The 23,492-nt window shown below is 69.3% G+C and carries 28 protein-coding genes, 1 tRNA gene and 1 riboswitch; of the genes, 11 read left to right on the top strand and 18 right to left on the bottom strand.

From position 1 onward, the window contains the following. Nucleotides 1-2,266: transglycosylase domain-containing protein (locus B7767_RS23945; RefSeq protein ID WP_085574024.1), on the top strand; the 2,266-nt coding region annotated here is incomplete at its 5' end. 16 nt (nt 2,267-2,282) lie between these two features. Here the strand turns inward: B7767_RS23945 and B7767_RS23940 are convergent. The 3 genes from B7767_RS23940 to B7767_RS23930 all read right to left on the bottom strand — a co-directional run bounded on the left by B7767_RS23940 (nt 2,283) and on the right by B7767_RS23930 (nt 3,496). Then, nucleotides 2,283-2,603, bottom strand: a complete 321-nt coding sequence (locus tag B7767_RS23940; protein WP_085574012.1) for a multidrug efflux SMR transporter — start codon at nt 2,601-2,603, stop codon at nt 2,283-2,285. A gap of 33 nt (nt 2,604-2,636) precedes the next feature. Beyond that, nucleotides 2,637-2,698, bottom strand: a riboswitch (guanidine-III (ykkC-III) riboswitch). 66 nt (nt 2,699-2,764) lie between these two features. After that, nucleotides 2,765-3,121, bottom strand: coding sequence for a co-chaperone GroES (locus B7767_RS23935; RefSeq protein ID WP_030868687.1), 357 nt, complete (start codon nt 3,119-3,121; stop codon nt 2,765-2,767). A gap of 45 nt (nt 3,122-3,166) precedes the next feature. Beyond that, nucleotides 3,167-3,496: a DUF3618 domain-containing protein gene (locus B7767_RS23930; RefSeq protein WP_085574011.1), complete on the bottom strand. Its 330-nt coding sequence runs from the start codon at nt 3,494-3,496 to the stop codon at nt 3,167-3,169. Nucleotides 3,497-3,643: 147 nt separating this feature from the next. On the opposite strand from B7767_RS23930, the gene bcp reads away from it, so the two are divergent. From bcp to B7767_RS23910, 4 genes are all read left to right on the top strand, one after another. Further along, nucleotides 3,644-4,111, top strand: coding sequence for a thioredoxin-dependent thiol peroxidase (gene bcp / locus B7767_RS23925; RefSeq protein ID WP_085574010.1), 468 nt, complete (start codon nt 3,644-3,646; stop codon nt 4,109-4,111). Nucleotides 4,112-4,246: 135 nt separating this feature from the next. Then, nucleotides 4,247-4,888 (top strand): HNH endonuclease signature motif containing protein, encoded by a 642-nt coding sequence (locus tag B7767_RS23920; RefSeq protein WP_085574009.1) that lies wholly within the window; start codon nt 4,247-4,249, stop codon nt 4,886-4,888. Beyond that, entirely contained in the window at nt 4,888-5,553 is a 666-nt protein-coding gene (locus B7767_RS23915; RefSeq protein WP_085574008.1) for an HNH endonuclease, read from the top strand. The genes B7767_RS23920 and B7767_RS23915 overlap by 1 nt, the downstream gene beginning before the upstream one ends. A 13-nt stretch (nt 5,554-5,566) precedes the next feature. Next, nucleotides 5,567-5,649, top strand: a tRNA-Leu gene (locus tag B7767_RS23910). A gap of 43 nt (nt 5,650-5,692) precedes the next feature. On the opposite strand, the gene rdgB is transcribed toward B7767_RS23910, so the two are convergent. The 4 genes from rdgB to B7767_RS23890 all read right to left on the bottom strand — a co-directional run bounded on the left by rdgB (nt 5,693) and on the right by B7767_RS23890 (nt 7,919). Next, nucleotides 5,693-6,295, bottom strand: a complete 603-nt coding sequence (gene rdgB, locus B7767_RS23905) for an RdgB/HAM1 family non-canonical purine NTP pyrophosphatase (RefSeq protein ID WP_085574007.1) — start codon at nt 6,293-6,295, stop codon at nt 5,693-5,695. A gap of 33 nt (nt 6,296-6,328) precedes the next feature. After that, nucleotides 6,329-6,727, bottom strand: coding sequence for a hypothetical protein (locus B7767_RS23900; protein ID WP_085574006.1), 399 nt, complete (start codon nt 6,725-6,727; stop codon nt 6,329-6,331). 144 nt (nt 6,728-6,871) lie between these two features. Next, on the bottom strand, nt 6,872-7,609 hold the full coding sequence (gene rph, locus B7767_RS23895; RefSeq protein WP_085574005.1) for a ribonuclease PH: 738 nt from the start codon (nt 7,607-7,609) through the stop codon (nt 6,872-6,874). A gap of 76 nt (nt 7,610-7,685) precedes the next feature. Further along, a complete protein-coding gene (locus B7767_RS23890; RefSeq protein WP_030868674.1) occupies nt 7,686-7,919 on the bottom strand; it encodes a glucose PTS transporter subunit EIIB in 234 nt (77 codons plus the stop codon). 185 nt (nt 7,920-8,104) lie between these two features. Here B7767_RS23890 and B7767_RS23885 point away from each other — a divergent pair, with 185 nt between their 5' ends. Continuing rightward, on the top strand, nt 8,105-9,418 hold the full coding sequence (locus tag B7767_RS23885) for a PTS transporter subunit EIIC (RefSeq protein WP_085574004.1): 1,314 nt from the start codon (nt 8,105-8,107) through the stop codon (nt 9,416-9,418). Nucleotides 9,419-9,631: 213 nt separating this feature from the next. Further along, nucleotides 9,632-10,882: a PTS transporter subunit EIIC gene (locus tag B7767_RS23880; protein WP_085574003.1), complete on the top strand. Its 1,251-nt coding sequence runs from the start codon at nt 9,632-9,634 to the stop codon at nt 10,880-10,882. 80 nt (nt 10,883-10,962) lie between these two features. Here the strand turns inward: B7767_RS23880 and B7767_RS23875 are convergent, their stop codons facing one another. Beyond that, the gene (locus B7767_RS23875; RefSeq protein ID WP_085574002.1) at nt 10,963-11,715 is read right to left on the bottom strand and encodes an MBL fold metallo-hydrolase; all 753 of its coding nucleotides are present in this window, start codon (nt 11,713-11,715) and stop codon (nt 10,963-10,965) included. Between the two features lie 201 nt (nt 11,716-11,916). Here B7767_RS23875 and B7767_RS49390 point away from each other — a divergent pair, with 201 nt between their 5' ends. Next, nucleotides 11,917-12,066: a hypothetical protein gene (locus tag B7767_RS49390; RefSeq protein WP_179167258.1), complete on the top strand. Its 150-nt coding sequence runs from the start codon at nt 11,917-11,919 to the stop codon at nt 12,064-12,066. Between the two features lie 54 nt (nt 12,067-12,120). Here the strand turns inward: B7767_RS49390 and B7767_RS23870 are convergent, their stop codons facing one another. The 7 genes from B7767_RS23870 to clpS form a co-directional block, all read right to left on the bottom strand. Then, on the bottom strand, nt 12,121-13,071 hold the full coding sequence (locus tag B7767_RS23870; RefSeq protein ID WP_085574001.1) for a PLP-dependent cysteine synthase family protein: 951 nt from the start codon (nt 13,069-13,071) through the stop codon (nt 12,121-12,123). Between the two features lie 6 nt (nt 13,072-13,077). Continuing rightward, complete coding sequence (locus tag B7767_RS23865; RefSeq protein ID WP_085574000.1) at nt 13,078-13,356, bottom strand: MoaD/ThiS family protein; 279 nt, start codon at nt 13,354-13,356, stop codon at nt 13,078-13,080. A gap of 100 nt (nt 13,357-13,456) precedes the next feature. After that, complete coding sequence (locus B7767_RS49385) at nt 13,457-13,552, bottom strand: putative leader peptide (RefSeq protein WP_324617155.1); 96 nt, start codon at nt 13,550-13,552, stop codon at nt 13,457-13,459. 113 nt (nt 13,553-13,665) lie between these two features. Then, nucleotides 13,666-14,088: a Mov34/MPN/PAD-1 family protein gene (locus tag B7767_RS23860; protein WP_085573999.1), complete on the bottom strand. Its 423-nt coding sequence runs from the start codon at nt 14,086-14,088 to the stop codon at nt 13,666-13,668. Between the two features lie 134 nt (nt 14,089-14,222). Next, nucleotides 14,223-15,647: an amino acid permease gene (locus tag B7767_RS23855; RefSeq protein ID WP_085573998.1), complete on the bottom strand. Its 1,425-nt coding sequence runs from the start codon at nt 15,645-15,647 to the stop codon at nt 14,223-14,225. A gap of 387 nt (nt 15,648-16,034) precedes the next feature. Continuing rightward, nucleotides 16,035-16,637, bottom strand: a complete 603-nt coding sequence (locus B7767_RS23850) for a DUF2017 domain-containing protein (protein ID WP_085574023.1) — start codon at nt 16,635-16,637, stop codon at nt 16,035-16,037. A 56-nt stretch (nt 16,638-16,693) separates the two neighbouring features. After that, complete coding sequence (gene clpS / locus B7767_RS23845) at nt 16,694-17,011, bottom strand: ATP-dependent Clp protease adapter ClpS (protein ID WP_085573997.1); 318 nt, start codon at nt 17,009-17,011, stop codon at nt 16,694-16,696. 97 nt (nt 17,012-17,108) lie between these two features. On the opposite strand from clpS, the gene B7767_RS23840 reads away from it, so the two are divergent. Together B7767_RS23840 and B7767_RS23835 are read left to right on the top strand one after the other, a co-directional pair. Further along, nucleotides 17,109-18,455 (top strand): nicotinate phosphoribosyltransferase, encoded by a 1,347-nt coding sequence (locus tag B7767_RS23840; RefSeq protein ID WP_085573996.1) that lies wholly within the window; start codon nt 17,109-17,111, stop codon nt 18,453-18,455. 171 nt (nt 18,456-18,626) lie between these two features. Then, complete coding sequence (locus B7767_RS23835; protein ID WP_085573995.1) at nt 18,627-19,220, top strand: nicotinamidase; 594 nt, start codon at nt 18,627-18,629, stop codon at nt 19,218-19,220. 169 nt (nt 19,221-19,389) lie between these two features. Here B7767_RS23835 and B7767_RS23830 read toward each other — a convergent pair whose 3' ends face one another. Together B7767_RS23830 and B7767_RS23825 are read right to left on the bottom strand one after the other, a co-directional pair. Beyond that, on the bottom strand, nt 19,390-19,719 hold the full coding sequence (locus tag B7767_RS23830) for a hypothetical protein (protein WP_085573994.1): 330 nt from the start codon (nt 19,717-19,719) through the stop codon (nt 19,390-19,392). A 122-nt stretch (nt 19,720-19,841) separates the two neighbouring features. Continuing rightward, entirely contained in the window at nt 19,842-22,199 is a 2,358-nt protein-coding gene (locus B7767_RS23825; RefSeq protein ID WP_085573993.1) for an immune inhibitor A domain-containing protein, read from the bottom strand. Between the two features lie 388 nt (nt 22,200-22,587). Between B7767_RS23825 and B7767_RS23820 the strand changes: the two genes are divergently transcribed. Further along, nucleotides 22,588-22,896: a hypothetical protein gene (locus B7767_RS23820; RefSeq protein WP_179167257.1), complete on the top strand. Its 309-nt coding sequence runs from the start codon at nt 22,588-22,590 to the stop codon at nt 22,894-22,896. Between the two features lie 3 nt (nt 22,897-22,899). On the opposite strand, the gene B7767_RS23815 is transcribed toward B7767_RS23820, so the two are convergent. Then, the coding region (locus tag B7767_RS23815) for an RDD family protein (RefSeq protein WP_085574021.1) at nt 22,900-23,492 on the bottom strand (593 nt) is incomplete at its 5' end.

Below are 23,492 nucleotides of genomic sequence, written 5' to 3'. Positions count from 1 at the left end.
CACGAAGAGGCCCGAACGCACCGGATGGCGCCGGCTGCTCCCCACCTGGCGCATGGTCCTCGGCGGCCTCCTCGTCGCCGCCGCGGTCGTCATCGGCGGCTTCTTCCTCGGCTACCACCTCGTACAGATCCCCGCCGCCAACGCCCTCGCCACCCAGCAGGCCAACGTCTACCTCTACGCCGACGGCTCCGTCATCGCCCGCGACGGCGAGGTCAACCGGGAGAACGTCACCCTCTCCCAGATCTCCGAGGACGCCCGGCACGCCGTCCTCGCCGCCGAGGACCGCGACTTCTACACCGAGTCCGCCATCGACCCCCAGGCCATGGTCCGCGGCGCCTGGAACACCCTCACCGGCAAGGGCAGACAGTCCGGCTCCACGATCACCCAGCAGTACGTGAAGAACTACTACCTACGCCAGGAACAGACCGTCACCCGCAAGGTGAAGGAGTTCTTCATCGCCATCAAACTCGACCGCGAACAGACCAAGGACCAGATCCTCGAGGGCTACCTCAACACCAGCTTCTTCGGCCGCGGCGCCTACGGCATCCAGTCCGCCGCCCACGCCTACTACGGCATGGACGCCTCCGAACTCGACGCCGGCCGCGCCGCCTACCTCGCCGCCCTCGTCAACGCCCCCAGCCAGTACGACGTCATCACCCACCCCGAGAACCGCGACACCGTCGAGGACCGCTGGAACTACGTCCTCGACGGCATGGTCGACGAGGGCTGGCTCAGCCCCTCCGAACGCGCCGGCCTGAAGTTCCCCGTGCCCCAGCGGACCACCGTCTCCACCAGCCTGTCCGGACAGCGCGGCTACATCGTGAACATCGTCAAGAACCAGCTCGTCCAGAACGACATCGTCGACGAGGACGCCCTCGACACCGGCGGCTACCGCATCACCACCACCCTGCACAAGGACAAGCAGGACGCCTTCGTCGACGCCGTCAACGACAAACTCATGGACCGGCTCGACCAGGAGAACCGCGAGGTCGACACCTTCGTCCGCGCCGGCGGCGCCTCCGTCGACGTGAAGACCGGCAAGGTCGTCGCCATGTACAACGGCATCGACTACGTCAAGCAGTACACCCCCAACGCCACCCGCCGGGACTTCCAGGTCGGCTCCAGCTTCAAGCCCTTCGTCTTCACCGCCGCCGTCGAGAACGGCTCCCGCACCCGCGACGGCCACCCCATCACCCCCAACACCGTCTACGACGGCACCAGCGAACGCCCCGTCCAGGGCTGGCCCGGCGACCGCTACGCCCCCGAGAACGAGGACCACCGCGACTACGGCGACATCACCGTCCGCGAGGCCACCGACAAGTCCGTCAACGCCGTGTACGCGCAGATGGCCGTCGACGTCGGCCCCGACAAGGTCCGGCAGACCGCCATCGACCTCGGCCTGTCCGAGAACACCCCCAGCCTCTCCGACGCCGGCCCCTCCATCGCCCTCGGCGTCGCCACCGCCAGCGTCCTCGACATGGCCCAGGCGTACGCCACCCTCGCCAACCACGGCAAACACGGCGACTACACGATGATCGAGAAGGTCACCCAGAACGGGCGGGACATCGACCTGCCCGACCGCCACACCCGTCAGGCCGTCAGCCGCCAGGCCGCCGACACCACCACCTCCGTCCTGCGCGGCGTCGTCGAGAACGGCACCGCCACCGCCGCCCAGACCGCGGGCCGCCCCGCCGCCGGCAAGACCGGCACCGCCGAGGAGGACACCGCCGCCTGGTTCGCCGGCTACACCCCCGACCTCGCCACCGTCGTCGCCGTCATGGGCCAGGACCCCGTCACCGCCGGCCACAAGTCCCTCTACGGCGCCATGGGCCTGCCCCGCATCAACGGCGGCGGCGCCCCCGCCGAGATCTGGGGCCAGTACACCCGCGAAGCCCTTAAGGACGTACCGGTCACGGCCTTCAACCTCCGCCTCCAGCCCGGCGCCTGGAAGACCCAGCCACCCCCCGGCGACTCCAGCACCGGCCCGTCCTCCTCCGGCGACCCGGGCGACGACAACGGCGGCGGCAGCGAGGCACCGGCCGAGGAGTCCACCGGCCAGGACGAAGAGGAACAGCCCCGGGAACAGACCGACGGCACCACCACCGGCGGCGACACCGGGGACGACGACGGAACGACCGACGGCGGAACGACCACCGGCGGCACCGACGACACCGGCGACGGCGACGACGGCGGCGCCAACGGGGACGACATCCCCGGCCCGGACGGCCTGACCGGCGCACTCATCCAGAACAGCCGATGGCACTGACCCGCCGGCCCGCCGCTCAGTGCCCGGACGTCGCCTTCAGCCCCACCACGGCCACCAGCAGCAGACAGATGAAGAAGATCCGCGCGGCCGTCACCGGCTCACCCAGCACCAGCATGCCCAGCACCGCCGCCCCGGCCGCGCCGATCCCCACCCACACGCCGTACGCCGTACCGATCGGCAGCGTACGGGCGGCGTACGACAGCAACAGCATGCTCGTCACGATCCCGGCACCGGTCAGCACACTGGGCACCAGCCGGGTGAAACCGTCGGTGTACTTCATCCCGACCGACCAGCCGACCTCCAGCAGACCGGCGACGACAAGCAGAACCCAGGCCATGACGGGCACCTCCGGGACACGAACGGAAACGGGGGTGCGTCGTCTTTGCCTTCACCCCGGTACGGCGCGTCTCGTCGGGGCCCTCTCGGGTCCCCCCACCCTAGCCCGGAAACGGGAAAAGGGCCGGTGACAACGGTCACCAGCCCCCTCCCACCACCGATCTACAGGTACAGACCGGTCGAATCCTCGGAACCCTCGAAACGGTCCGCGGCCACGGCGTGCAGATCACGCTCCCGCATCAGCACGTACGCCGTCCCCCGCACCTCGACCTCCGCCCGGTCCTCCGGGTCGTACAGCACCCGGTCGCCCGGCTCCACGGTCCGGACGTTCTGCCCCACCGCGACCACCTCGGCCCAGGCCAGCCGACGGCCCACGGCCGCCGTCGCGGGAATCAGAATGCCGCCCCCGGAACGCCGCTCGCCCTCACTCGTGTCCTGCCGCACGAGCACGCGGTCGTGCAGCATCCGGATGGGCAGCTTGTCGTCCTGGGAACCGTTCTCGTGTCTCTTGGCGCTCACGTCCTGAAACCTACCTGCATCCGCCCCGAACGTACGCGCTCGGGGTCATCGCCCGCGCCGACGGGACCCGAGGGCCAGCAGCCCCACGACCCCCACCACCAGCACCGCCACCGGAACGACCCGCTCCAGCCGGGGCGAACCCTCCTCGTCCACGAACTGCGCCCTGACGTCGCTCACCACGCCGTTGACCCGGACGTACGCCCGCCCCAGCGTGTGGTCGACGTTCGAGACGACCCGGGCCTTGGCATCCCCCACGATCGTCTTCGGGTGCACCCGTACACCGATCTCGTCCAGGGTCTCGGCCAGCACCGCACGGCGGCGCCTGATGTCCGCCTCGATCTGCGCCGGGGTCCTGGTGTCCGCCGTGTCCGCCACCGTGCCGCCTCCGAAATCCGCTGATACCCGTGTACCTGTACCGGACAGTCTGTCAGCTCCACACCGCCACGCACGGTCAGGACCCCCGGTTACCCTCGATCACGGCACCCGATCCACGCAGCGCGCACGCACGAGGAGACCAGACCGATGAGCGAACGCCTCCAGCCCGGGGACGAGGCCCCCGCCTTCACCCTGCCCGACGCCGACGGCAACGAGGTGTCCCTGGCCGACCACAAGGGCCGCAAGGTCATCGTCTACTTCTACCCGGCCGCCCTCACCCCCGGCTGCACCAAGCAGGCCTGCGACTTCACCGACAACCTGGAGCTGCTGGCCGGCGCCGGCTACGACGTCATCGGCATCAGCCCAGACAAGCCGGAGAAGCTCGCCAAATTCCGCGAGGCGGAGTCGCTGAAGGTCACCCTCCTCGCCGACGAGGACAAGAAGGTCCTCGAGGCGTACGGCGCCTTCGGCGAGAAGAAGAACTACGGCAGGACCTACATGGGCGTCATCCGCTCCACGATCGTCGTCGACGAGGAGGGCAAGGTCGAGCGCGCCCTCTACAACGTCCGCGCGACGGGCCACGTGGCCAAGATCATCAAGGATCTGGGCGTCTGACCCCGCCCACCTGCGGAACGGCCCGTACCGGATTGCCGGTACGGGCCGTTCCGTTTTTCGTACGTGACCGTCCGATATCCGGTTCGTTACTCCGTACGAGGCCACGAACAGGTGGCCGGGAGACGGAGGGGTTCGATGGGGGCCAGTGCGTACAGCAGGGAGCGGCTGGAAGAGGCGGCTCGGGGGGCGCGGACGTTGACGGAGGCGTTGGTGCGGTTGGGGGTGGATCCGAGGAGTTCGACGCGGCGGTACGTGCTGGGGCGGATGAAGAAGCTCGGGGTCGACACGTCACACTTTCAGCGTGAAGGGGTGAAGTGGACTCGAGAGCTGCTCCAGGAAGCGGTCTCGGCCTCGACGAACATGTGCGAGGTGCTACGGCACCTCGGGCTCGAAGTCGTCGGTGGGCACCACACTCACATCAGCCGCCGCATCAAGGCGTACGGCATCGACATCTCGCACTTCCAGATGCCGACCCGGAAGGGCAAGCCATGGCGCCCGCGGACACCAGAGGGTCTGCTGGTCGAGCAGCCACCTACGCACGCCCGACGCATCCCGAGCGACCGGCTCAAGTGGGCGATGACAACCTTGGGCATCCCGGAGCGATGCGCCCTCTGCGGTGCCAGCAACTCCTGGCGAGGACGTCCGCTCCCCTTGGAAGTCGACCACGTGAACGGCAACTGGCGAGACAACCGCATCGATAACCTGCGATTCCTCTGCCCCAACTGCCACTCAACAACGGACAATTACCGAGGACGCGGCAAGGGACGCGCGGCCTGATGAGCAGCGGCGTGCGATACACCCGCGACCGCCTGGCAGAGGCTGCCGCGCAGTGCTCCAACCTCGAGGAGGTGATCACCTTCTTCGACACCCAGCCTTATGGCCATCTCCGCAGATACCTCACGAAGCGGTTTGCTCACTTCGGGATCGACACCTCGCATTTCAGCCCTTCCGACAGTCGTCCCCGCCCCACCGCCGAAGAACTGCGTACGGCAATCGACGAGTCCGTTTCGATCGCTGCGGCGCTTCGTCGGCTGGGGCGTCCCGACAGTGGTACACAGCGCACCCTCCTGCATCAGTGGATGAATGAGGAGAACATCTCGACGGCACACTTTCTGGGGCAGGCCCACCAGCGCGGCAAGCCTGGTCCGACTCCGCTCAGGCGGCCTGAAGACATTCTGATCAAGCACGATGGCAAGCGACGGACGAGGACCGTGCTTCTGCGTCGGGCGCTTGGCGAAGTTGGCGTGCCCGATGCGTGCGCTGAGTGCGGTACGGGTCCCGAGTGGCTCGGCAAGCCGATGACCCTGGAGATCGACCACATCAACGGGGACTGGGGCGACGACCGACGGGAGAATCTGCGGCTGCTGTGCCCCAATTGTCACGCCTCCACGGATACCTGGTGTCGAGGAGGCCGGGGTAGGCAAGTGGCCGTCGACCGCTAGCATGGCCTGGCATGCGGCCGTGCTGGAAGGGTAGACAGTCGGCGCTTAGAACGCCGTGGGCGAAAGCCCGTGTGGGTTCGAATCCCACCGGCCGCACCGCGCTGAGGGGCCGCCTGATCGGTGGCCCCTCACCCGTTACTCAGCCCAACAGCTCCCGCACCACCGGAACCAGTGCCCGGAACGCCTTGCCGCGGTGGCTGATCGCGTTCTTCTCGGCCGGCGTCAGTTCCGCGCACGTGCGCGTCTCGCCCTCCGGCTGGAGGATCGGGTCGTAGCCGAAGCCGTTCGTGCCTGCCGGGGTGTGGCGGAGGGTGCCCATCAGGCGGCCCTCGACCACCCGCTCCGTGCCGTCGGGGAGGGCCAGGGCCGCCGCGCAGGCGAAGAAGGCGCCCCGGTGCTCGTCGGCGATGTCCGAGAGCTGGGCCAGGAGCAGGTCCAGGTTGGCCTTGTCGTCGCCGTGGGCGCCGGACCAGCGGGCGGAGAAGATGCCGGGGGCGCCGTTGAGGACGTCCACGCAGAGGCCGGAGTCGTCGGCGACGGCGGGGAGGCCGGTGGCCCGGGCCAGGGCGTGGGCCTTGAGCAGGGCGTTCTCGGCGAAGGTGACGCCGGTTTCCTTGACGTCGGGGATGTCGGGGTAGGCGTCTGCGCCGACGAGTTCGTGGGGCAGGCCCTCGTCGGCGAGGATCGCGCGCAGTTCGGTGATCTTCCCGGCGTTGCGGGTGGCGAGGATCAGGCGGGTCATGGGCCCAGTATCCCCGGGCCCATGCGCGGGTCCTTACGGCGTGCAGACCTTGGTGAGTTCGCCGGCCGCGTCGGTGACCGGGCTGATGTCGGGTGTCTCGTCGCCGTTCTCGACGGAGGTGCGGACGTTCTGCACGGCCTTCTCGAGGTCGTCGACGGCCTTGCCGACGTCGGCGTTGTCGGTCTTGTCGCCGAGGTCGGCGAGGTTCTTGTCTATGGACTCGAGGGATTCCTCGAGCTGGGTGACGTCGTTGCCGGCGTTCTCGACGGCCTGCTGCATGTCGGTGACGCTGTCGGCGACGGCGTCGGCGGTCTGGACGCAGTCCAGTGCCTTGTCGACGGCGTCGCAGCCGGTGGTGAGTCCGGCGGTCAGCGCGACGGCCGCCAGGGTGGCGGCGACGGCTGCGGTGCGGCGTCGGCGGCTCGCGGCCATGGAACGGTCCCTCCCCTTGTCGGGCCGCGCGGCGGCCCTGGTCGTTGGCCGGGCGCCCGGGGTCGATCCGTGCGCCCGTACTCCTTCAGACGCGGCGGCGGCCGGCGCGGTTGCCCGCGTCGGCCGACTGCCTTGGTGTTTCTTTTACCTTTCGAGGACGGTGTCGAGCGCGGCGCGCTGGGCGGCGGCGAGTTCGGTGCAGCCGGTGACGGCGAGGTCGAGGAGGGCGTCGAGTTCCTCGCGGGCGAAGGGCTCGGCCTCCGCGGTGCCCTGGACCTCGACGAAGCGGCCGTCGCCGGTGCAGACGACGTTCATGTCGGTGTCGGCCTTGACGTCTTCCTCGTAGCGGAGGTCGAGGAGGGGGACTCCGCCGACGATGCCGACGGAGACGGCGCTGACGGTGCCGGTGAGGGGCTTGCGGCCGGGCTTGACGAGTTTCCTGCCCTGGGCCCAGGCGACGGCGTCGGCGAGGGCGACGTAGGAGCCGGTGATGGCGGCGGTGCGGGTGCCGCCGTCGGCCTGGAGGACGTCGCAGTCGAGGACGATGGTGTTCTCGCCGAGGGCCTTGTAGTCGATGACGGCGCGCAGGGAGCGGCCGATGAGGCGGCTGATCTCGTGGGTGCGGCCGCCGATGCGGCCGCGGACGGATTCGCGGTCGCCGCGGGTGTTGGTGGCGCGGGGCAGCATCGCGTATTCGGCGGTGACCCAGCCCTCGCCGCTGCCCTTGCGCCAGCGGGGGACGCCTTCGGTGACGGAGGCGGTGCAGAGGACCTTGGTGTCGCCGAAGGAGACGAGGACGGAGCCTTCGGCGTGCTTGCTCCAGCCGCGTTCGATGGTGACCGGGCGGAGTTGTTCGGGGGTGCGGCCGTCGATTCGAGACATGGCGCTGAGCCTAGCCGTACAGGGGAAGGGGCCCCTTCCGCAGGTGCGGGAGGGGCCCCGAAGGTGTGGCCGCGGCTCACATCATGTCTTCGATCTCCGCCGCGATGGGGTCGGCGTCGGTGCCGATGACGACCTGGATGGCGCTGCCCATCTTGACGACCCCGTGGGCGCCGGCGGCCTTGAGGGCGGCTTCGTCGACCTTGGCGGGGTCCACGACCTCGGTGCGGAGGCGGGTGATGCAGCCTTCGACCTCTTCGATGTTGTCGATGCCGCCGAGCCCGGCAACGATCTTCTCAGCCTTGGTGGCCATGTTCGTTCTCCCTGATCCGAACCGCTTTGTCGCAGTAACCCACAGTTGGCCCATCTTTGCGAGCGGTCCTGTCGCGGGTGCCGAATGATGGCGTCACGACAGCGGAACCGTCCCTCCGACTGGTCTACACCACCGGGTGGACTGCCGCCAAACCCGTCGTCACCGCTTTCGCCGAGGGGGACCGGATGAGTGCCGAGAGTGCCGCCGGCGCCGGGAGTGCGGCCTCTCCCGGCCGTGAACGCTGGAACCGTCTGTTCCAGGGTCTGCAGAAGATGGGGCGGAGTCTGCAGCTGCCGATCGCGGTGCTGCCGGCGGCGGGCATCCTGAACCGGCTGGGGCAGCCGGACGTGTTCGGGGACGAGGGTCTGGGCTGGACGAACGTCTCCAAGGTGATGGTGGGCGCGGGCGGCGCGCTGCTGGACGGTTCGCTGGGGCTGCCGCTGCTGTTCTGTGTGGGTGTGGCCATCGGGATGGCGAAGAAGTCGGACGGGTCGACGGCGCTGGCGGCGGTTGCGGGGTTCCTCGTCTACTTCAACGTGCTGCGGCAGTTCCCGGAGGACTGTCCGGAGGGGTCGGAGGCGGTGCCGCAGGTCGGGTGCCAGTTGACCGACGGGGCGAGGACGGTGACGTCGTTCACGTACCAGAATCCGGGGGTCTTCGGCGGCATCGTCATGGGGCTGCTGGCGGCGTACTTCTGGCAGCGGTTCCACCGCACCAGGCTGGTGGACTGGCTGGGCTTCTTCAACGGCCGCCGGCTGGTGCCGATCATCATGGCGTTCGTGGCGATCCTGTTCGCGGCGCTGTGCCTGTGGATCTGGCCGCCGATCGGCGGCGCGCTGGAGGGTTTCAGCGACTGGCTCAACGATCTGGGCGCGTGGGGCGCGGGCGTGTTCGGCGTGGCCAACCGGGCGTTGCTGGTGATCGGGCTGCACCAGTTCCTGAACGTGCCGATGTGGTTCCAGTTCGGCAGTTACACCAAGCCGGACGGCACGGTGGTGCACGGCGACATCAACATGTTCCTGGCGGGCGACCCGACCGCGGGCCAGTTCACCACCGGTTTCTTCCCGATCATGATGTTCGCCCTGCCGGCCGCCGCGCTGGCGATCACGCACTGTGCGAAGCCGCACCGCCGCAAGGAGGTGGGCGGTCTGATGCTGTCGGTGGGGCTGACGTCGTTCGTGACCGGCATCACCGAGCCGCTGGAGTACTCCTTCCTCTTCATCGCGCCGGTGCTGTACGTGATCCACGCGGTGCTGACGGGGGTGTCGATGGCGGTGACGTGGGGGCTGGGGGTGAAGGACGGGTTCAGCTTCTCGGCCGGGCTGATCGACTACGTCATCAACTGGAACCTGGCGACCAGGCCGTGGCTGATCGTTCCGATCGGTCTGGTCTTCGCGGTGGTCTACTACGTGATCTTCCGCTTCGCGATCACGAAGTTCGACCTGAGGACTCCGGGGCGGGAGCCGGAGGAGGAGGTGGAGGACAGCGCCAAGGCGTGACTGCCTAGGCTGGGGGGCGGCTGTTCGAGCCCTCGGACCTCGTGGTCCGGGGGCTTTTCGGCGTGCCTGCGAAGGGTTCCGGTCGAGGGTCCCGGACGGGCACGGTGGGTAGCCCGCCGATAGCAGCATTCGTGGGTTCCTTACGCGGCCTTCATCGTGCTACAACAGGTCTACACCACTGAGTGGTGTAGACCATCACCCGATGGAGGACTTATGAGCACCGCCACCGCAACGGCGGCCCCCGCAAAGAAGCGGGGATCAGGCCTGTTCCAGGGCTTGCAGAAGGTCGGACGCAGCCTTCAGCTCCCGATCGCCGTACTGCCGGCGGCGGGCATCATGGTCCGGCTCGGCCAGGACGACATCTTCGGCAAGGACGGCCTGGGCTGGGACAAGGTCGCCGCCGTCTTCAACAACGCGGGCGGCGCTCTGACCGGCTCGCTACCGATCCTGTTCTGCATAGGCGTGGCGATCGGCTTCGCCAAGAAGGCGGACGGTTCGACCGCGCTGGCCGCAGTGGTCGGTTTCCTCGTCTACAGCAAGGTGCTGGAGGCCTTCCCGGTCACCGAGGCGGTGGTCAAGGACGGCCCGGACGTCGCCGCGACATACAACAATCCCGGTGTGCTCGGCGGCATCATCATGGGTCTGCTCTCCGCCGTGCTGTGGCAGCGGTTCCACCGCACCAAGCTGGTGGATTGGCTGGGCTTCTTCAACGGCCGCCGACTGGTGCCGATCATCATGGCGTTCGTCGGCATCGTCGTCGGTGTCTTCTTCGGCCTGGTCTGGGAACCCATCGGTGAGGGAATCTCCAGCTTCGGCGAGTGGATGACCGGTCTGGGCGCGGGCGGCGCCGCCCTCTTCGGCGGTGTCAACCGTGCGCTGATCCCGGTGGGCATGCACCAGTTCGTGAACACCGTCGCCTGGTTCCAGCTCGGTGACTTCACCGATGCCGCCGGCCAGGTCTGGCAGGGCGACATCCCGCGCTTCCTGCACGGCGACCCGACCGCGGGCATGTACCAGTCCGGCTTCTTCCCGATCATGATGTTCGGTCTGCCGGCCGCCGCCCTGGCCATGGCGCACGCCGCCCGTCCCGAGCGCCGCAAGGCCGTCCTCGGCATGATGATCTCGCTCGCCCTGACCTCGTTCGTCACCGGTGTGACCGAGCCGATCGAGTTCTCGTTCATGTTCATCGCGCCGCTCCTGTACGTCATCCACGCGGTGCTCACCGCGGCCTCGATGGCGATCACCTGGGGTCTGGGCGTGCACGACGGCTTCAACTTCTCGGCCGGCTTCATCGACTACGCGCTCAACTGGAGCCTGGCCACCAAGCCGTGGATGATCATCCCGATCGGTCTGGTCTTCGGGGTCATCTACTACGTGGTCTTCCGCTTCGCGATCGTCAAGTTCGACCTGAAGACCCCGGGCCGCGAGCCCGAGGAGGAGGTCGAGGACCTCACCAAGGCGTGAACGGTCCCTGTACGACGGGGAGGGCCCCGGAACCGAGTCGGTTCCGGGGCCCTCCCCCTTTGCCTTCGCGCCGTGCGCGCTCAGATCTCGTACGTCGCCCCCGGCGCCGCCAGCCCCACCGGGCCGGCGTACGCCGCGCGGGCGTCGGTGAGGTTGACCTGCGGGTCGGTCCACGGGGGGATGTGGGTGAGGATCAGGCGGCGGGCGCCCGCGCGGGCCGCCGTCTCACCCGCCTCGCGGCCGTTGAGGTGCAGGTCGGGGATGTCCTCCTTGCCGTGCGTGAAGGCGGCCTCGCACAGGAAGAGGTCGGCGTCGCGGGCGAGGTCGTCGAGCGCGGGGCTGACGCCCGTGTCACCGGAGTACGTCAGTGCCCTGCCGCCGTGTTCGATGCGGATGCCGTACGCCTCGACCGGGTGCGCGACGCGCTCGGTGTGCACGAGGAACGGGCCGATCTCGAAGGTGGACGGCTTGACCGTGTGGAAGTCGAAGACCTCGCTCATGGAGGAGGCCGAGGGGGTGTCGGCGTAGGCGGTGGTGAGCCGGTGCTCGGTGCCCTCGGGGCCGTAGACCGGCAGCGGGGCGCAGCGGCCGCCGTCGTGCCGGTAGTAGCGCGCCACGAAGTAGGCGCACATGTCGATGCAGTGGTCGGCGTGCAGGTGGCTGAGGAAGATCGCGTCGAGGTCGTAGAGACCGCAGTGGCGCTGCAGCTCGCCCAGGGCGCCGTTGCCCATGTCGAGGAGCAGCCGGAAGCCGTCGGCCTCGACGAGGTAGCTCGAGCAGGCCGATTCCGCGGACGGGAACGACCCCGAGCAGCCGACGACGGTGAGCTTCATGAAGCAGAAACCTCCGCTGGCGGGTGTGGAGAGACGGGGGTCGTGCGGTTTGTCGAGCGTAAGGCGCAAAACCTGTGGTCGCTCCTCCGCCAGGGGCCGTTGTGGGCGAACTCACCTGTGGTGTCACCGGTTCGGCTGGATGCGGCGCACGCCGGGGCGGGAGGGGCGCGGGGCGGGGGCTCGCGCCGGTACGGTCGGGGCATGCACACGGCCTGGTGGCTCGCGCTCGCCGCGGTGGTACTGCTCGCGCTCGTCTCCGCGCTCGTCGACGGGTGGGGGCGGGGGCACCGGTCCCGGAGACGGCGGGGGTCCGGGTGGGAGTCAGGGCGGGGTGACTCCGAGGACGCGTGAGGGGCCGGAGAAGGTGTTCTCCGGCCCCTCGTGGTGCGTGGGGTGCGTGCGGCGTCAGGCCCAGAGCTGGCCCTGGAGGGTGTCGATGGCCTCTTCGGTCGTGGCGGCGGTGTAGACGCCGGTCGACAGGTACTTCCAGCCGCCGTCGGCGACGACGAAGACGACGTCGGCGCTCTCGCCGGCCTTGAGCGCCTTGTTCGCGACGCCGATCGCCGCGTGCAGGGCGGCGCCGGTGGAGACGCCGGCGAAGATGCCCTCCTGCTGGAGGAGTTCGCGGGTGCGGGTGACGGCGTCGGCGGAGCCCACGGAGAAGCGGGTGGTCAGCACGGAGGCGTCGTACAGCTCGGGGACGAAGCCCTCGTCGAGGTTGCGCAGGCCGTAGACGAGGTCGTCGTAGCGCGGTTCGGCGGCGACGATCTTCACGTCGGGCTTGTTCTCGCGCAGGTAGCGGCCGACGCCCATGAGGGTGCCGGTGGTGCCGAGGCCGGCCACGAAGTGGGTGACGGAGGGCAGGTCGGCGAGGATCTCGGGGCCGGTGGTCGCGTAGTGGGCGCCGGCGTTGTCCGGGTTGCCGTACTGGTAGAGCATCACCCAGTCGGGGTGCTCGGCGGAGAGCTCCTTGGCGACGCGCACGGCGGTGTTGGAGCCGCCGGCGGCCGGGGAGGAGATGATCTCCGCGCCCCACATGCCGAGCAGGTCACGGCGTTCCTGCGAGGTGTTCTCGGGCATCACGCAGACCATGCGGTAGCCCTTGAGCTTGGCGGCCATGGCCAGCGAGATGCCGGTGTTGCCGCTGGTCGGCTCGAGGATGGTGCAGCCGGGGGTGAGGCGGCCGTCCTTCTCCGCCTGTTCGATCATGAACAGGGCGGGGCGGTCCTTGACCGAGCCGGTGGGGTTGCGGTCCTCCAGTTTCGCCCAGATCCGGACGTCGGCGGACGGCGAGAGCCGCGGCAGGCGCACCAGGGGGGTGTTGCCCACCGCGGCCAGCGGGGAGTCGTAACGCATCGGGTATCAGGCCATACCGCCGGCGACGGCCGGCAGGATCGTGACGTTGTCGCCGTCGGACAGCTTGGTGTTGATGCCGTCCAGGAAGCGGACGTCCTCGTCGTTGAGGTAGACGTTGACGAAGCGGCGGAGCTGCTCGCCGTCCACGATGCGGGCGTGGATGCCGGTGTGCCGGGTCTCGAGGTCGGCGAAGAGCTCGGCGAGGGTGTCCCCGGTGCCCTCCACCGCCTTCTGACCGTCGGTGTACTGGCGGAGGATGGTGGGGATGCGGACCTCGATGGCCATGGCTGAGGGCTCCTGTCGGAAGTGTCTGTCGTGGATTCGTAAGGGCGCGCGGGCGCGCGGCAGTTCGCCGCGGCTCACGGCCCACGGCGGCAGCGGAAGATCAACAGATGGCGCTGTTCAGCCTGCACAGGTCGACGTGCAGCCGCGCCACGAGCAGCGTGCCCGGCGCTTTTTCGCTCACGTCGTGGAGAACCATGGGGTCATCGTATCGATTCCCGGGCCGGTCCCCCGAGTGTGATCTCATGCTTCGGACACCGTTCTTCCGGGATACGAGATCGGGGCCGTGTTCGCCGGTTCGGCGGGCCCGGTTCAGTAGGCCTCCACGACCTTGACCTCCTCTTCCGTGACCTCGCCTTCCAGAATGCGGAAGGAGCGGAACTGGAACTCGCCGGCGCCGTCGGCGTCGGCGGTGGAGACCAGGACGTAGTGGGCGCCGGGCTCGTTGGCGTAGGAGATGTCGGTGCGGGAGGGGTAGGCCTCGGTCGCGGTGTGGGAGTGGTAGATGACCACCGGCTCCTCGTCCCGGTCGTCCATCTCGCGGTACAGCTTCAGCAGGTCCTGGGAGTCGAACTCGTAGAAGGTGGGCGAGCGGGCCGCGTTCAGCATGGGGATGAAGCGCTCGGGGCGGCCGGCGCCCACCGGGCCCGCCACCACGCCGCACGCCTCGTCGGGGTGGTCCTCGCGGGCGTGGGCGACGATCCGGTCGTACAGGGCCTGGGTGATGGTCAGCATGGGGCTCAGGATAAGCATGCGGGCCGTTCCGTACCGAGGGGTGGTACGGAACGGCCCGCATGCCGGACGCCTTGAGCGGAGGGGCGCAGGGGGTGCCACGAGTACCCCCTGCGCCCCGGCGTCCCGGGGGGAGGTCAGCCCACCTTCTCGAACCGGTCTTCGTCGCGCCGGGTGACCTGCGGGTTGCGGCTCTTGAGGACCGCCCAGCCGATGCCGAGGGCGATGGCCCAGCCGGCCATCACGTACAGGCAGATCCTGGAGTCGGCGTCGTAGGCGATCATGCCGGTGACGAAGAGCAGGAACACGATGGCGATGTAGGAGCAGACCGAGCCGCCGGGCGCCGGGAAGGAGGAGGCGGGCAGCCGGCCCGCGACGACCTTGCGGCGGTAGAGGACGTGGCTGATCAGGATCATCAGCCAGGTCCAGATGCCGGCCGCGGTGGCGACGGAGGTGACGTAGCCGAAGGCCTTCTCCGGGACGGTGTAGTTCAGGACGACGCCGATGCCCATGAAGACCACGGAGGTGGCGATGCCGAGCGCCGGGGTCTTGGTGGAGGACAGCCGCCGGAAGACCCGCGGGGCCTCGCCGTTGTCGGCGAGGTTGCGCAGCATGCGGCCGGTGGAGTACATGCCGGAGTTGCAGGACGAGAGGGCGGCGGTGAGCACCACGAAGTTGACGATGCCGGCGCCGGCCGGGATGCCGATGACCGCGAACGCCTTCACGAAGGGGCTGGCGTCGGCGGAGAACTCGGTCCACTTGACCACGCACAGGATGACGGTGAGGGCGCCGACGTAGAAGAGGGCGATGCGCCAGGGCAGGGTGTTGATCGCCTTGGGCAGGGTCTTCTCGGGGTTCTCGGACTCACCGGCGGTGACGCCGACGAGCTCGACGGCGAGGTAGGCGAACATGACGCCCTGCAGGGTCATCAGGGACGAGCCGATGCCCTTGGGGAAGAAGCCGTCGAAGGCCCAGAGGTTGGAGACGGCGGCGGTGTCGCCGGCCTGGCTGAAGCCGAGGGTGAGCACGCCGAGGCCGATCACGATCATGCCGATGATGGCGGTGACCTTGACCATGGAGAACCAGAACTCGATCTCGCCGAAGAGCTTCACCGAGATCAGGTTGGCCCCGAACAGGATGATCAGGAAGACCAGGGCCGACGTCCACTGCGGGATCGACGGGAACCAGAAGTTGATGTAGATCGCGGCGGCGGTCAGCTCGGCCATGCCGGTGACCACCCACATCAGCCAGTACGTCCAGCCGGTGAAGTAGCCGAAGAACGGGCCGAGGAACTCGCGCGAGTACTCGGCGAACGAGCCCGAGACGGGGCGGTAGAGCAGGAGCTCGCCGAGGGCCCGCATGATGAAGAAGATGATGACGCCGGCGAGGGCGTACATGACGATCAGGCTGGGTCCGGCCTTGGCGATGTTCGCCCCGGCTCCCAGGAAGAGCCCGACGCCGATGGCGCCGCCGATCGCGATCATCTGGACCTGGCGGCTGTTGAGGCCGCGCTCGTACCCCTCTTCGGGTACGGACTCCGTGTCGACCTGCGGTGAGGCCATGTGTGGTGCGCCTTTCTCCATGCCGACCCGGGCCGCTGTCGGCCTCGGATCGGGTCTCGATCCCCCCGGACTGATGGAGCTGGGCGGGCTCTGGGAGTCCGCCCGTGCCTGGCCGGCGGTCGCCGGCTCGGTGGCGCACCCGGCGGAACATACGGGTGGTGTTCGCCGGGCGGTCGTGAAGATTTATCACGGCCGCCATACTGATCACACGGGCGGTTTGTGGCGTGCTTCACAGAGAGAAGTGGACAAAAGGCACCTGAAGAGCCCATAGACGGCGGGCTCTTTGACGCGATCGTTATCCGGATTTGAGTGTCCTCTGAGCGAACACGTCAGCGGACTTTTCCGGACATCCGGCGCCTGCTCACGGCATGGGGTCACACCGCGGGGTCACGGCATGAGGGTGGCGACGAGGGTCTCCTGGAGTCCGCCGAGCCACAGGTACGCCATCACCATCGGCTTGCGCGGGTCCTCGTCGGGGAGGTGGAAGAGGAGGTCGCTGTCGTCCTCGTCGCTGATCTCCAGGCGGGAGCCGATCGCGAGGCGCAGGTCGTTGAGGGCGCCGAGCCACTGGCGGGACGCGTCCGGCGACAGCTCCAGCACCGCGCCGCCCCCGCCGGCCGGGGCGAGCGCGTCCAGGGAGCGGATCACCGCGAGGGCGTTGTCGCGCTTGCCGGCCCGCAGGTCGTTCTCGGTGTAGCGGCGGAACTCGGCGGAGTGGGCCCGCTGCTCCTCGGCCTCCTTGGCCTCCGGAGCGCCCTCGGGGTCGCCGTAGGCGTCCGGGAAGAGGCGGCGCAGCACCGGGTCGGAGGGGGGTTCGCTCGGGCCCTCGGCGAAGAGTTCGGCGAGCGGGTCGGCGGAGGCGTCCTCGGCCGGGCCGGGGCCGATGAGCTCCATGAGCTGCACGGCCAGGGACCGGATGATGGAGATCTCGACGTCGTCGAGGGCGACGGCCGCGCCGCCGCCGGGGAGCGGTTCGAAGGTTCCTGGCATGGCGGCGATTCGCTGCTTCCGGTCCTGCGGGCGGGGGCGGGTCATGTCCGGATCGGTCACTTCCGGTCGTGCTGGAGGGTGGCCCACAGGCCGTAGCCGTGCATGGCCTGGACGTCGCGTTCCATCTCCTCGCGGGTACCGCTGGAGACGACCGCCCGGCCCTTGTGGTGGACGTCGAGCATGAGCTTGGTGGCCTTGTCCTTGCTGTAGCCGAAGTACGTCTGGAAGACGTACGTCACGTAGCTCATGAGGTTGACCGGGTCGTTGTGGACGATGGTGACCCACGGGACGTCGGGCTCGGGTACGGCGAAGGCCTCCTCCGCCGATTCGGTGCGTTCGATCTCCAGGGGTGCGGGTGACGTCACACAGCCCATGCTGCCACCGCAGGGGGGTGGTCGCACAAACCGGCCCGCTGTTCCGGTGCGCGGACCGAAATCGTCAAACTGACGAAATGGGGGTAGCATCCCCGGTATGAACACAGCGGACCTTGGGCTGCCGGTGGATGTTCCGTCGACGGCGCTCTTCACTGACCAGTACGAGCTGACGATGCTGCGGGCCGCCCTGAAGGGCGGCACGGCCGGGCGGCGCAGCGTGTTCGAGGTCTTCACCCGGCGGCTGCCGGACGGCCGCCGCTACGGCGTGGTGGCCGGCACCGGACGGGTGCTGGACGCGGTGGAGAACTTCCGTTTCGACCCGGGCGTCCTGCGGTTCCTGCGCGAGAAGGACATCGTCGACGAGGAGACCCTGGACTGGCTGGCCGGCTACCGCTTCTCCGGTGACATCTGGGGCTACCCCGAGGGCGAGGTGTACTTCCCGGGCTCGCCGATCATGCGGGTCGAGGGCAGCTTCGCGGAGTGCGTGCTCCTGGAGACGGTGATCCTGTCGATCCTCAACCACGACTCGGCGATCGCCGCCGCGGCCTCCCGGATGTCGTCCGCCGCCGGTGACCGGCCGCTGATCGAGATGGGCGCCCGGCGCACCCACGAGCTGGCCGCGGTGGCCGCCTCCCGGGCCGCGTACGTCGGCGGCTTCGCCTCCACCTCCGACCTGGCGGCCGGCTTCCGCTACAACATCCCCACCGTGGGCACCTCCGCCCACGCCTTCACCCTGCTCCACGACAGCGAGCGGGACGCCTTCCGGGCGCAGGTCGACTCCCTCGGCGGCGGTACGACGCTGCTGGTGGACACCTACGACGTGGCCGAGGCGGTCCGTACGGCCGTGGATGTCGCCGGTCCTGAGCTGGGTGCCGTACGCATCGACTCCGGGGACCTGCTGCTGGTGGCGCACCGGGTGCGGCAGCAGCTGGACGAGCTGGGCGCCACCGGCACGAAGATCATCGTGACCTCGGACCTGGACGAGTACGCCATCGCCTCGCTGGCGGCGGCGCCCGTGGACGCGTACGGGGTGGGGACCCAGCTCGTGACCGGCTCCGGGCACCCGACGGCCTCCATGGTGTACAAGCTGGTCGCCCGCGCGGAGTCCGCCGACCCGAAGGCACCGCTGGTGCCGGTGGCGAAGAAGTCCAGCGGCGGGAAGACCTCCATCGGCGGCCGCAAGTGGGCCGCGCGGCGGCTGGACGAGTACGGCGTCGCCGAGGCCGAGGTGGTCGGCACCGGCCCGGTGCCCGACGAGCTGGCCGGGCGGCAGCTGCTGGTGCCGCTGGTCGAGGGCGGCGAGGTGATCGCCCGTGAGCCGCTGGACGTGGTCCGCGACCGGCACGCGGCGGTCCGCGCGGGCCTGCCGCTGTCCGCCACCCAGCTCTCCCGCGGGGAACCCGTCCTCCCGACGGAGTACGCGCACGGGCTGTCGGGTAGTTGAAAGCGTGCCCCCTCTGCGCGGGGCGGGGCTCCCGTCGCGCGGGCGGGGGCCTCCGCCCGCCCTGCCGTGCCCCTGTCCGCGCCGTCCTCAATTCAATAGGCTCGGAGGTTCACCCGGCCGGGCCCGCCCCCACCCGACCTCACCCGATCCCACAGTCGAAGGACACCGACCATGCGCCGCGCACTGATCGTCGTTGACGTGCAGAACGACTTCTGCGAGGGGGGCAGCCTCGCCGTGGCCGGCGGGGCGGACGTGGCCGCCGCCATCACCGAGCTGATCGGACAGGCCGCCTCGGCCGGCGGCTACCGGCACGTGGTGGCCACGCGCGACCACCACATCGCGCCCGGCGGGCACTTCGCCGACAACCCCGACTTCGCGCACTCCTGGCCCGCGCACTGTGTCGCCGGGACGGAGGGGGTCGGGTTCCATCCGAACTTCGCCCCCGCGGTGACCTCGGGGGCGATCGACGCCGTGTTCGACAAGGGGGCGTACTCGGCCGCTTACAGCGGGTTCGAGGGGGCCGACGAGAACGGGACGTCGTTGGCGGAGTGGTTGCGGGAGCGGGGGGTCGACGAGGTGGACGTGGTGGGGATCGCCACGGACCACTGTGTGCGGGCGACCGCGCTCGATGCGGCGAAGGAGGGGTTCCGTACGCACGTGCTGCTCGACCTCACGGCCGGGGTGGCGTCGGAGAGCACTGAGCGTGCGCTGGAGGAGCTGCGCTCGGCGGGGGTGGAGTTGTCGGGGAAGCCCGTCGTGCAGTGAGGTCTGTGGGGGTGGGCCGGGGGGTGTCGCGCAGCCCGGCGTTCGCGGGGTGCCTCCCCCAGAGGGGGTACCCCCAGCGCCCACCCGTGCCGCTGGGGGCACCTCCCAGGCCCTTAAGGCACTGGGGGAGGCACGATTGCCCGCGGTTGGGCGGCGGAGGTGCCCGCGGCTACGCGGGGGTCGCTGGGCGTCTGAGCAGGGCTCTTATCGGGTGCCAGAGTTCCACCGTCAGGGTGGTGGTGTCGGGGGTCGTGCGCCATATGAGGCCGTCGGGGTGGTGGAGGACCGCGGTGATCTCGTCGGGGGTGGGCGGGGCGGCGTTGCCCCGCAGGTAGATGGATCGCAGGCCCAGGTTGCGGAGCCTGGTCAGGGCTCGGGCGCGGTTCTGGGCGTGGACGAGGACGCGGACCCCGGCGGGTGCGTCGGCGGCGGGGCTGGGCAGGTTCAGTGCCACCACCACCGTGCCGTTCGGCAGCTTGCAGAAACCTCCTGCGGCCATGCGCTCATACCCCCGTGTCCACTGGTGTCAATAAGAGAGCCACAGGAGGCACCTAAACACGGATCGGCGGTGACCCGCCAGGGGGTCACCGCCGATCATGCTCTGACCTGCGAAGATGCTATTTACCTACCCGCGGGGCCGACCTCGAGCTCGATCGTCGAGCCGTCCTTGGCCTCCTTGAGGATCTTGATCTTCGTGTTGGTGTCAGTGACCCGGACACCGCCGCCCGGGTTCTCCGGGTCGTAGTAGGTGTTCGTGCGGTCGTTGAAGACCGACACGCCCTTCGACGACGGGATCCACTTCGCCACGTCCGCCTTGTGCAGCGTCATGCCCTCGGTGCGGAACTTGCTGAACGTCGCGTCGTAGGTCTGGATGCGGTTGCGCATCAGCGTGCCGTCGGACCACTTCAGCGCGGTCGGGTGCGAGTCGATCGGGAGGACCAGACCGGTGCCCGGGTGCTCGCTGGTGTTGTTGTCCGCCTGGGAGGTGTCCCACTTCCAGATCAGCAGGCCGTTCTGGTACGCGTAGTGCTCGACCCAGTCCGGGCGGGACGTGAAGCCGAAGTTGTACGGGCCGACCTCGAGGGTCTTGTCGTACGACACGTACTGGCGGTTCTCGGCGATGTAGTACTGCGCGTAGTCCTTGGTGAAGGACGCGCCCTGGCGGGTGAAGCCGTTCGCCGTCCAGGCGGCGTCCGCGCTCTCGACGTTGTCGGAGAAGACCGGCGTGCCGTCCGCGGTCACCGTGACCTGGTCGGCCGTGAAGCCCTTGAGGGCCACGCCGCCGTCGGACTGGTAGCGGAAGCGCAGGTCGACCTTCTGGCCGGCGTAGGCGTCGAGGGAGTACGCGAACTTCTTGTAGCCGTCGAGCGTGCCGTGCAGGGCCGGCTTGTCGCTGCCGTCGCGCGGGATCGGCTGGCCGTCGACCGTGCCGTCGACGGCGGTCCAGTTGGCGCCGCCGTCGGTGGACACCTCGGTGTAGAGGTAGTCGTAGTTGGCCTCGATGTCGTACCAGCCGTCGAAGGTGAGCTCGGCGGAGGACTTGCCGGTCAGGTCGACCGAACGGGTCAGCGTGTTCTTGAGGTTGTCACCGCTGCCGCTCCACCACTGGGTCTGCCCCTCGGCCGGCTCGATGATCTCGGTGGTCACGGCCTTCTTCGGCAGCGTGACGACCAGCGCCTGCTTGTGCTTGGTGTTGTACTCGGCGACGCCCAGCTTGTGCCAGGAGTCGACGCCCGCCTTGGCGGTGTCGTAGTTCAGCCAGCCGAGCTGGAGCTTGTCCCAGGCGGTCATGTCGCCGGGCAGGTCGCCGATCTCCTTCTTCCCGGTACCGAGCCAGGAACCGGAGGACATCAGCGTCCAGAAGCCGGTGGAGTTCTCGCCGCCGGCGGTGTCGTAGAGGTCCGGCAGACCGAGGTCGTGGCCGTACTCGTGGGCGAAGACGCCGAGTCCGCCGTTCTCCGGCTGGACGGTGTAGTCGCCGACCCAGATGCCGGTGGAGCCGACCTGCGCGCCGCCGAGCCGGTTCTGCTCGGGGCCGGTGGCGCCGGCGTCGGTGCCGAAGGCGTACCAGCGGTGGGCCCAGATCGCGTCGGTGCCCTGGGCGCCGCCGCCCGCGGACTCGTCCTCACCGGCGTGCACGATCTGGAAGTGGTCGATGTAGCCGTCGGGCTCGTTGAAGTCGCCGTCGCCGTCGAAGTCGTAGCGGTCCCACTCGTCGAAGCGGGTGACGTCCGCCTTGATCTGGGCGTCGGTGCGGCCGGCCGCCTTCTGCTGGGCGACCCAGGCGTTCAGGCCGTCGCTGACGACGTTCCACACGCTCGGGCAGTTGGTGTCGCCGCAGGCGTTGTTGCCGTAACGGGCCTCGTTGTAGGGGACCTTGACCCAGTCGGAGACCTCGCCCTCGACCGAGTAGCGGCCGGAGGACTGCTTCTCGTAGTAGGTCTTGACCGAGTCGACGCCCTTGCCGGACCCGAAGTACAGGTCCTCGAAGTGCTGCTGGTCGTAGTCCTCCTGCCAGGCCGTGGAGTTGTCCACCTTGCGGTCCGGCTTGGCTATCTGGTTGTGCAGCGGGCCGGCGTCGCCGCCGTAGCGGCTGTCGACCTGGTCGCCGAACTCGACCAGGATCGTGAAGATCTTGTCGGTCTTCTCGCGGCCGAGCTCTACGTACTTGCTGTCGCCCTTCTTGCTCTTGAGCTGGACGACCTTCGAACCGTCACGGTTCTTGACCGAGGTCTTACCGGATATGACCTGGTTGAGCGCCTCTTCCCGCTGGGCCTCCTGCGTCTTGGAGAGCGGCCCCTCGAGGTCGTGCTCGACGTGGTTGTGCTCCGCCGGGTCGTGCCGGTCCACGGCGCTGGGACGATCGGCCTTGTCAGCCGAGTCGGCCTGGGCCACGGTGAACGCAGAGCAGGTGGCGGTAACCGCCGCGAGAGCCACGCCCGTCGCGGCCGCTCTGAACGTCCAGGGTCTACTGATCACTTGAGATCCCCTCCCGCGTGCGTACGCGCGGCCGAAGGAGGTTCCGTCTGTGGAAGGTCCCGCACGCACGTGATCAACGCGTGTAGTCAAGTGACGTCATTTGACTAAAGGTTCGCCAGAAAAAACAGACCTTGACTTGAACAGTTCAACTGCACTATGCGGAGTCGCGGTTCGCTTTCCGGACACACCGGCGCGAATCCGAGCGGGCGCGCACGACCGTCCACTTGATGGACGTCATGAATCCGTGCGCCCCCCGTGCACCGGCCCTGTCGGGCAGGTCACGCTTACCGTCCGTTCCCCTCGGGCACGCTCGCGGTTAGAGTCGTTTGGCGAAACCGCCCTGAACCGGTGGAAGCCAGGCGGACAGCCCCCGACTCCCGAGGACACGATGGCCATGCCCCGTCCGACTGTCGCTCAGCTCGCTTACGGTTCGTGCACCGTGATCTTCTCGACGTTCGCCATGCTGCTGTTGTCCGGAGCCAGTTCGGGCGTGGGCGTCGCGATCGTCGCCGTCTCGGCCCTCGCCCTCGGACTGCTGGTGGCCATGACGGTCCCGCTTCCCGGACCCCGGCGGCCCGTCGCGGTGGTACGGCCCGCCGTGGCGGACCGGCCCGCGGCCCCGGAGCCGGTCCAGCCGGTACGGGCCACCGTCGCCCCTCCGGCCCGCGAGCCGGTGCGGGAGCGCGCGGCGTCCTGACCCTCATCCGGTGCTGACCACCACGGTCTTGGCCGCCTTGTCGTGCAGGCCCTGCTTGTAGGGCCGGTCGAAGAAGCTCCAGCCGCCCGCGATCACGGTCCACACGCAGGCGCAGCAGAACGCGAACGGCAGCCACAGCACGAGGGCGCGGATCAGCGCGGCCTGCACGGAGGGGTTCGAGCCGTCGGCGAGGTCGGCCACCCGCATGCGCAGCCACTTCTTGCCCAGGGTCTGGCCGTTGCGGGCGGTCATGAAGGTGTCGTAGGCGATGTAGAGGGCCGCGGCGATGAGGGACTGCGCGAAGGAGTTGCCGACGTTGATCTCGTCGCCGTCGACGTCGTACTCGCTGACCCCGAACGGCCAGGTGAGCAGCCAGACGACGATGCCGACGAGGATCATGTCGATGATGCGGGCGAGCGTGCGCCTGCCGCTGTCGGCGAGCGGGGGCATGCCGGCGAGGGGGTCGGGGGGACCGGGGGTTCCGCCGTAGGGCCCGCCACCGCCGTAGGGATCACCACCGCCACCGCCGGAGGGCCCGCCGCCCCCGGTCGGCGGCGGGCCGCCGGGGGGGTCGTACGGGGAGCCACGCCCCCGGG

It is taken from the genome of Streptomyces sp. 13-12-16 (assembly GCF_002114215.1).
Taxonomy (GTDB): domain Bacteria; phylum Actinomycetota; class Actinomycetes; order Streptomycetales; family Streptomycetaceae; genus Streptomyces.
The sequence above is the reverse complement of the archived record's forward strand: the minus strand, read 5'-3'. Positions and strand labels throughout refer to the sequence as shown.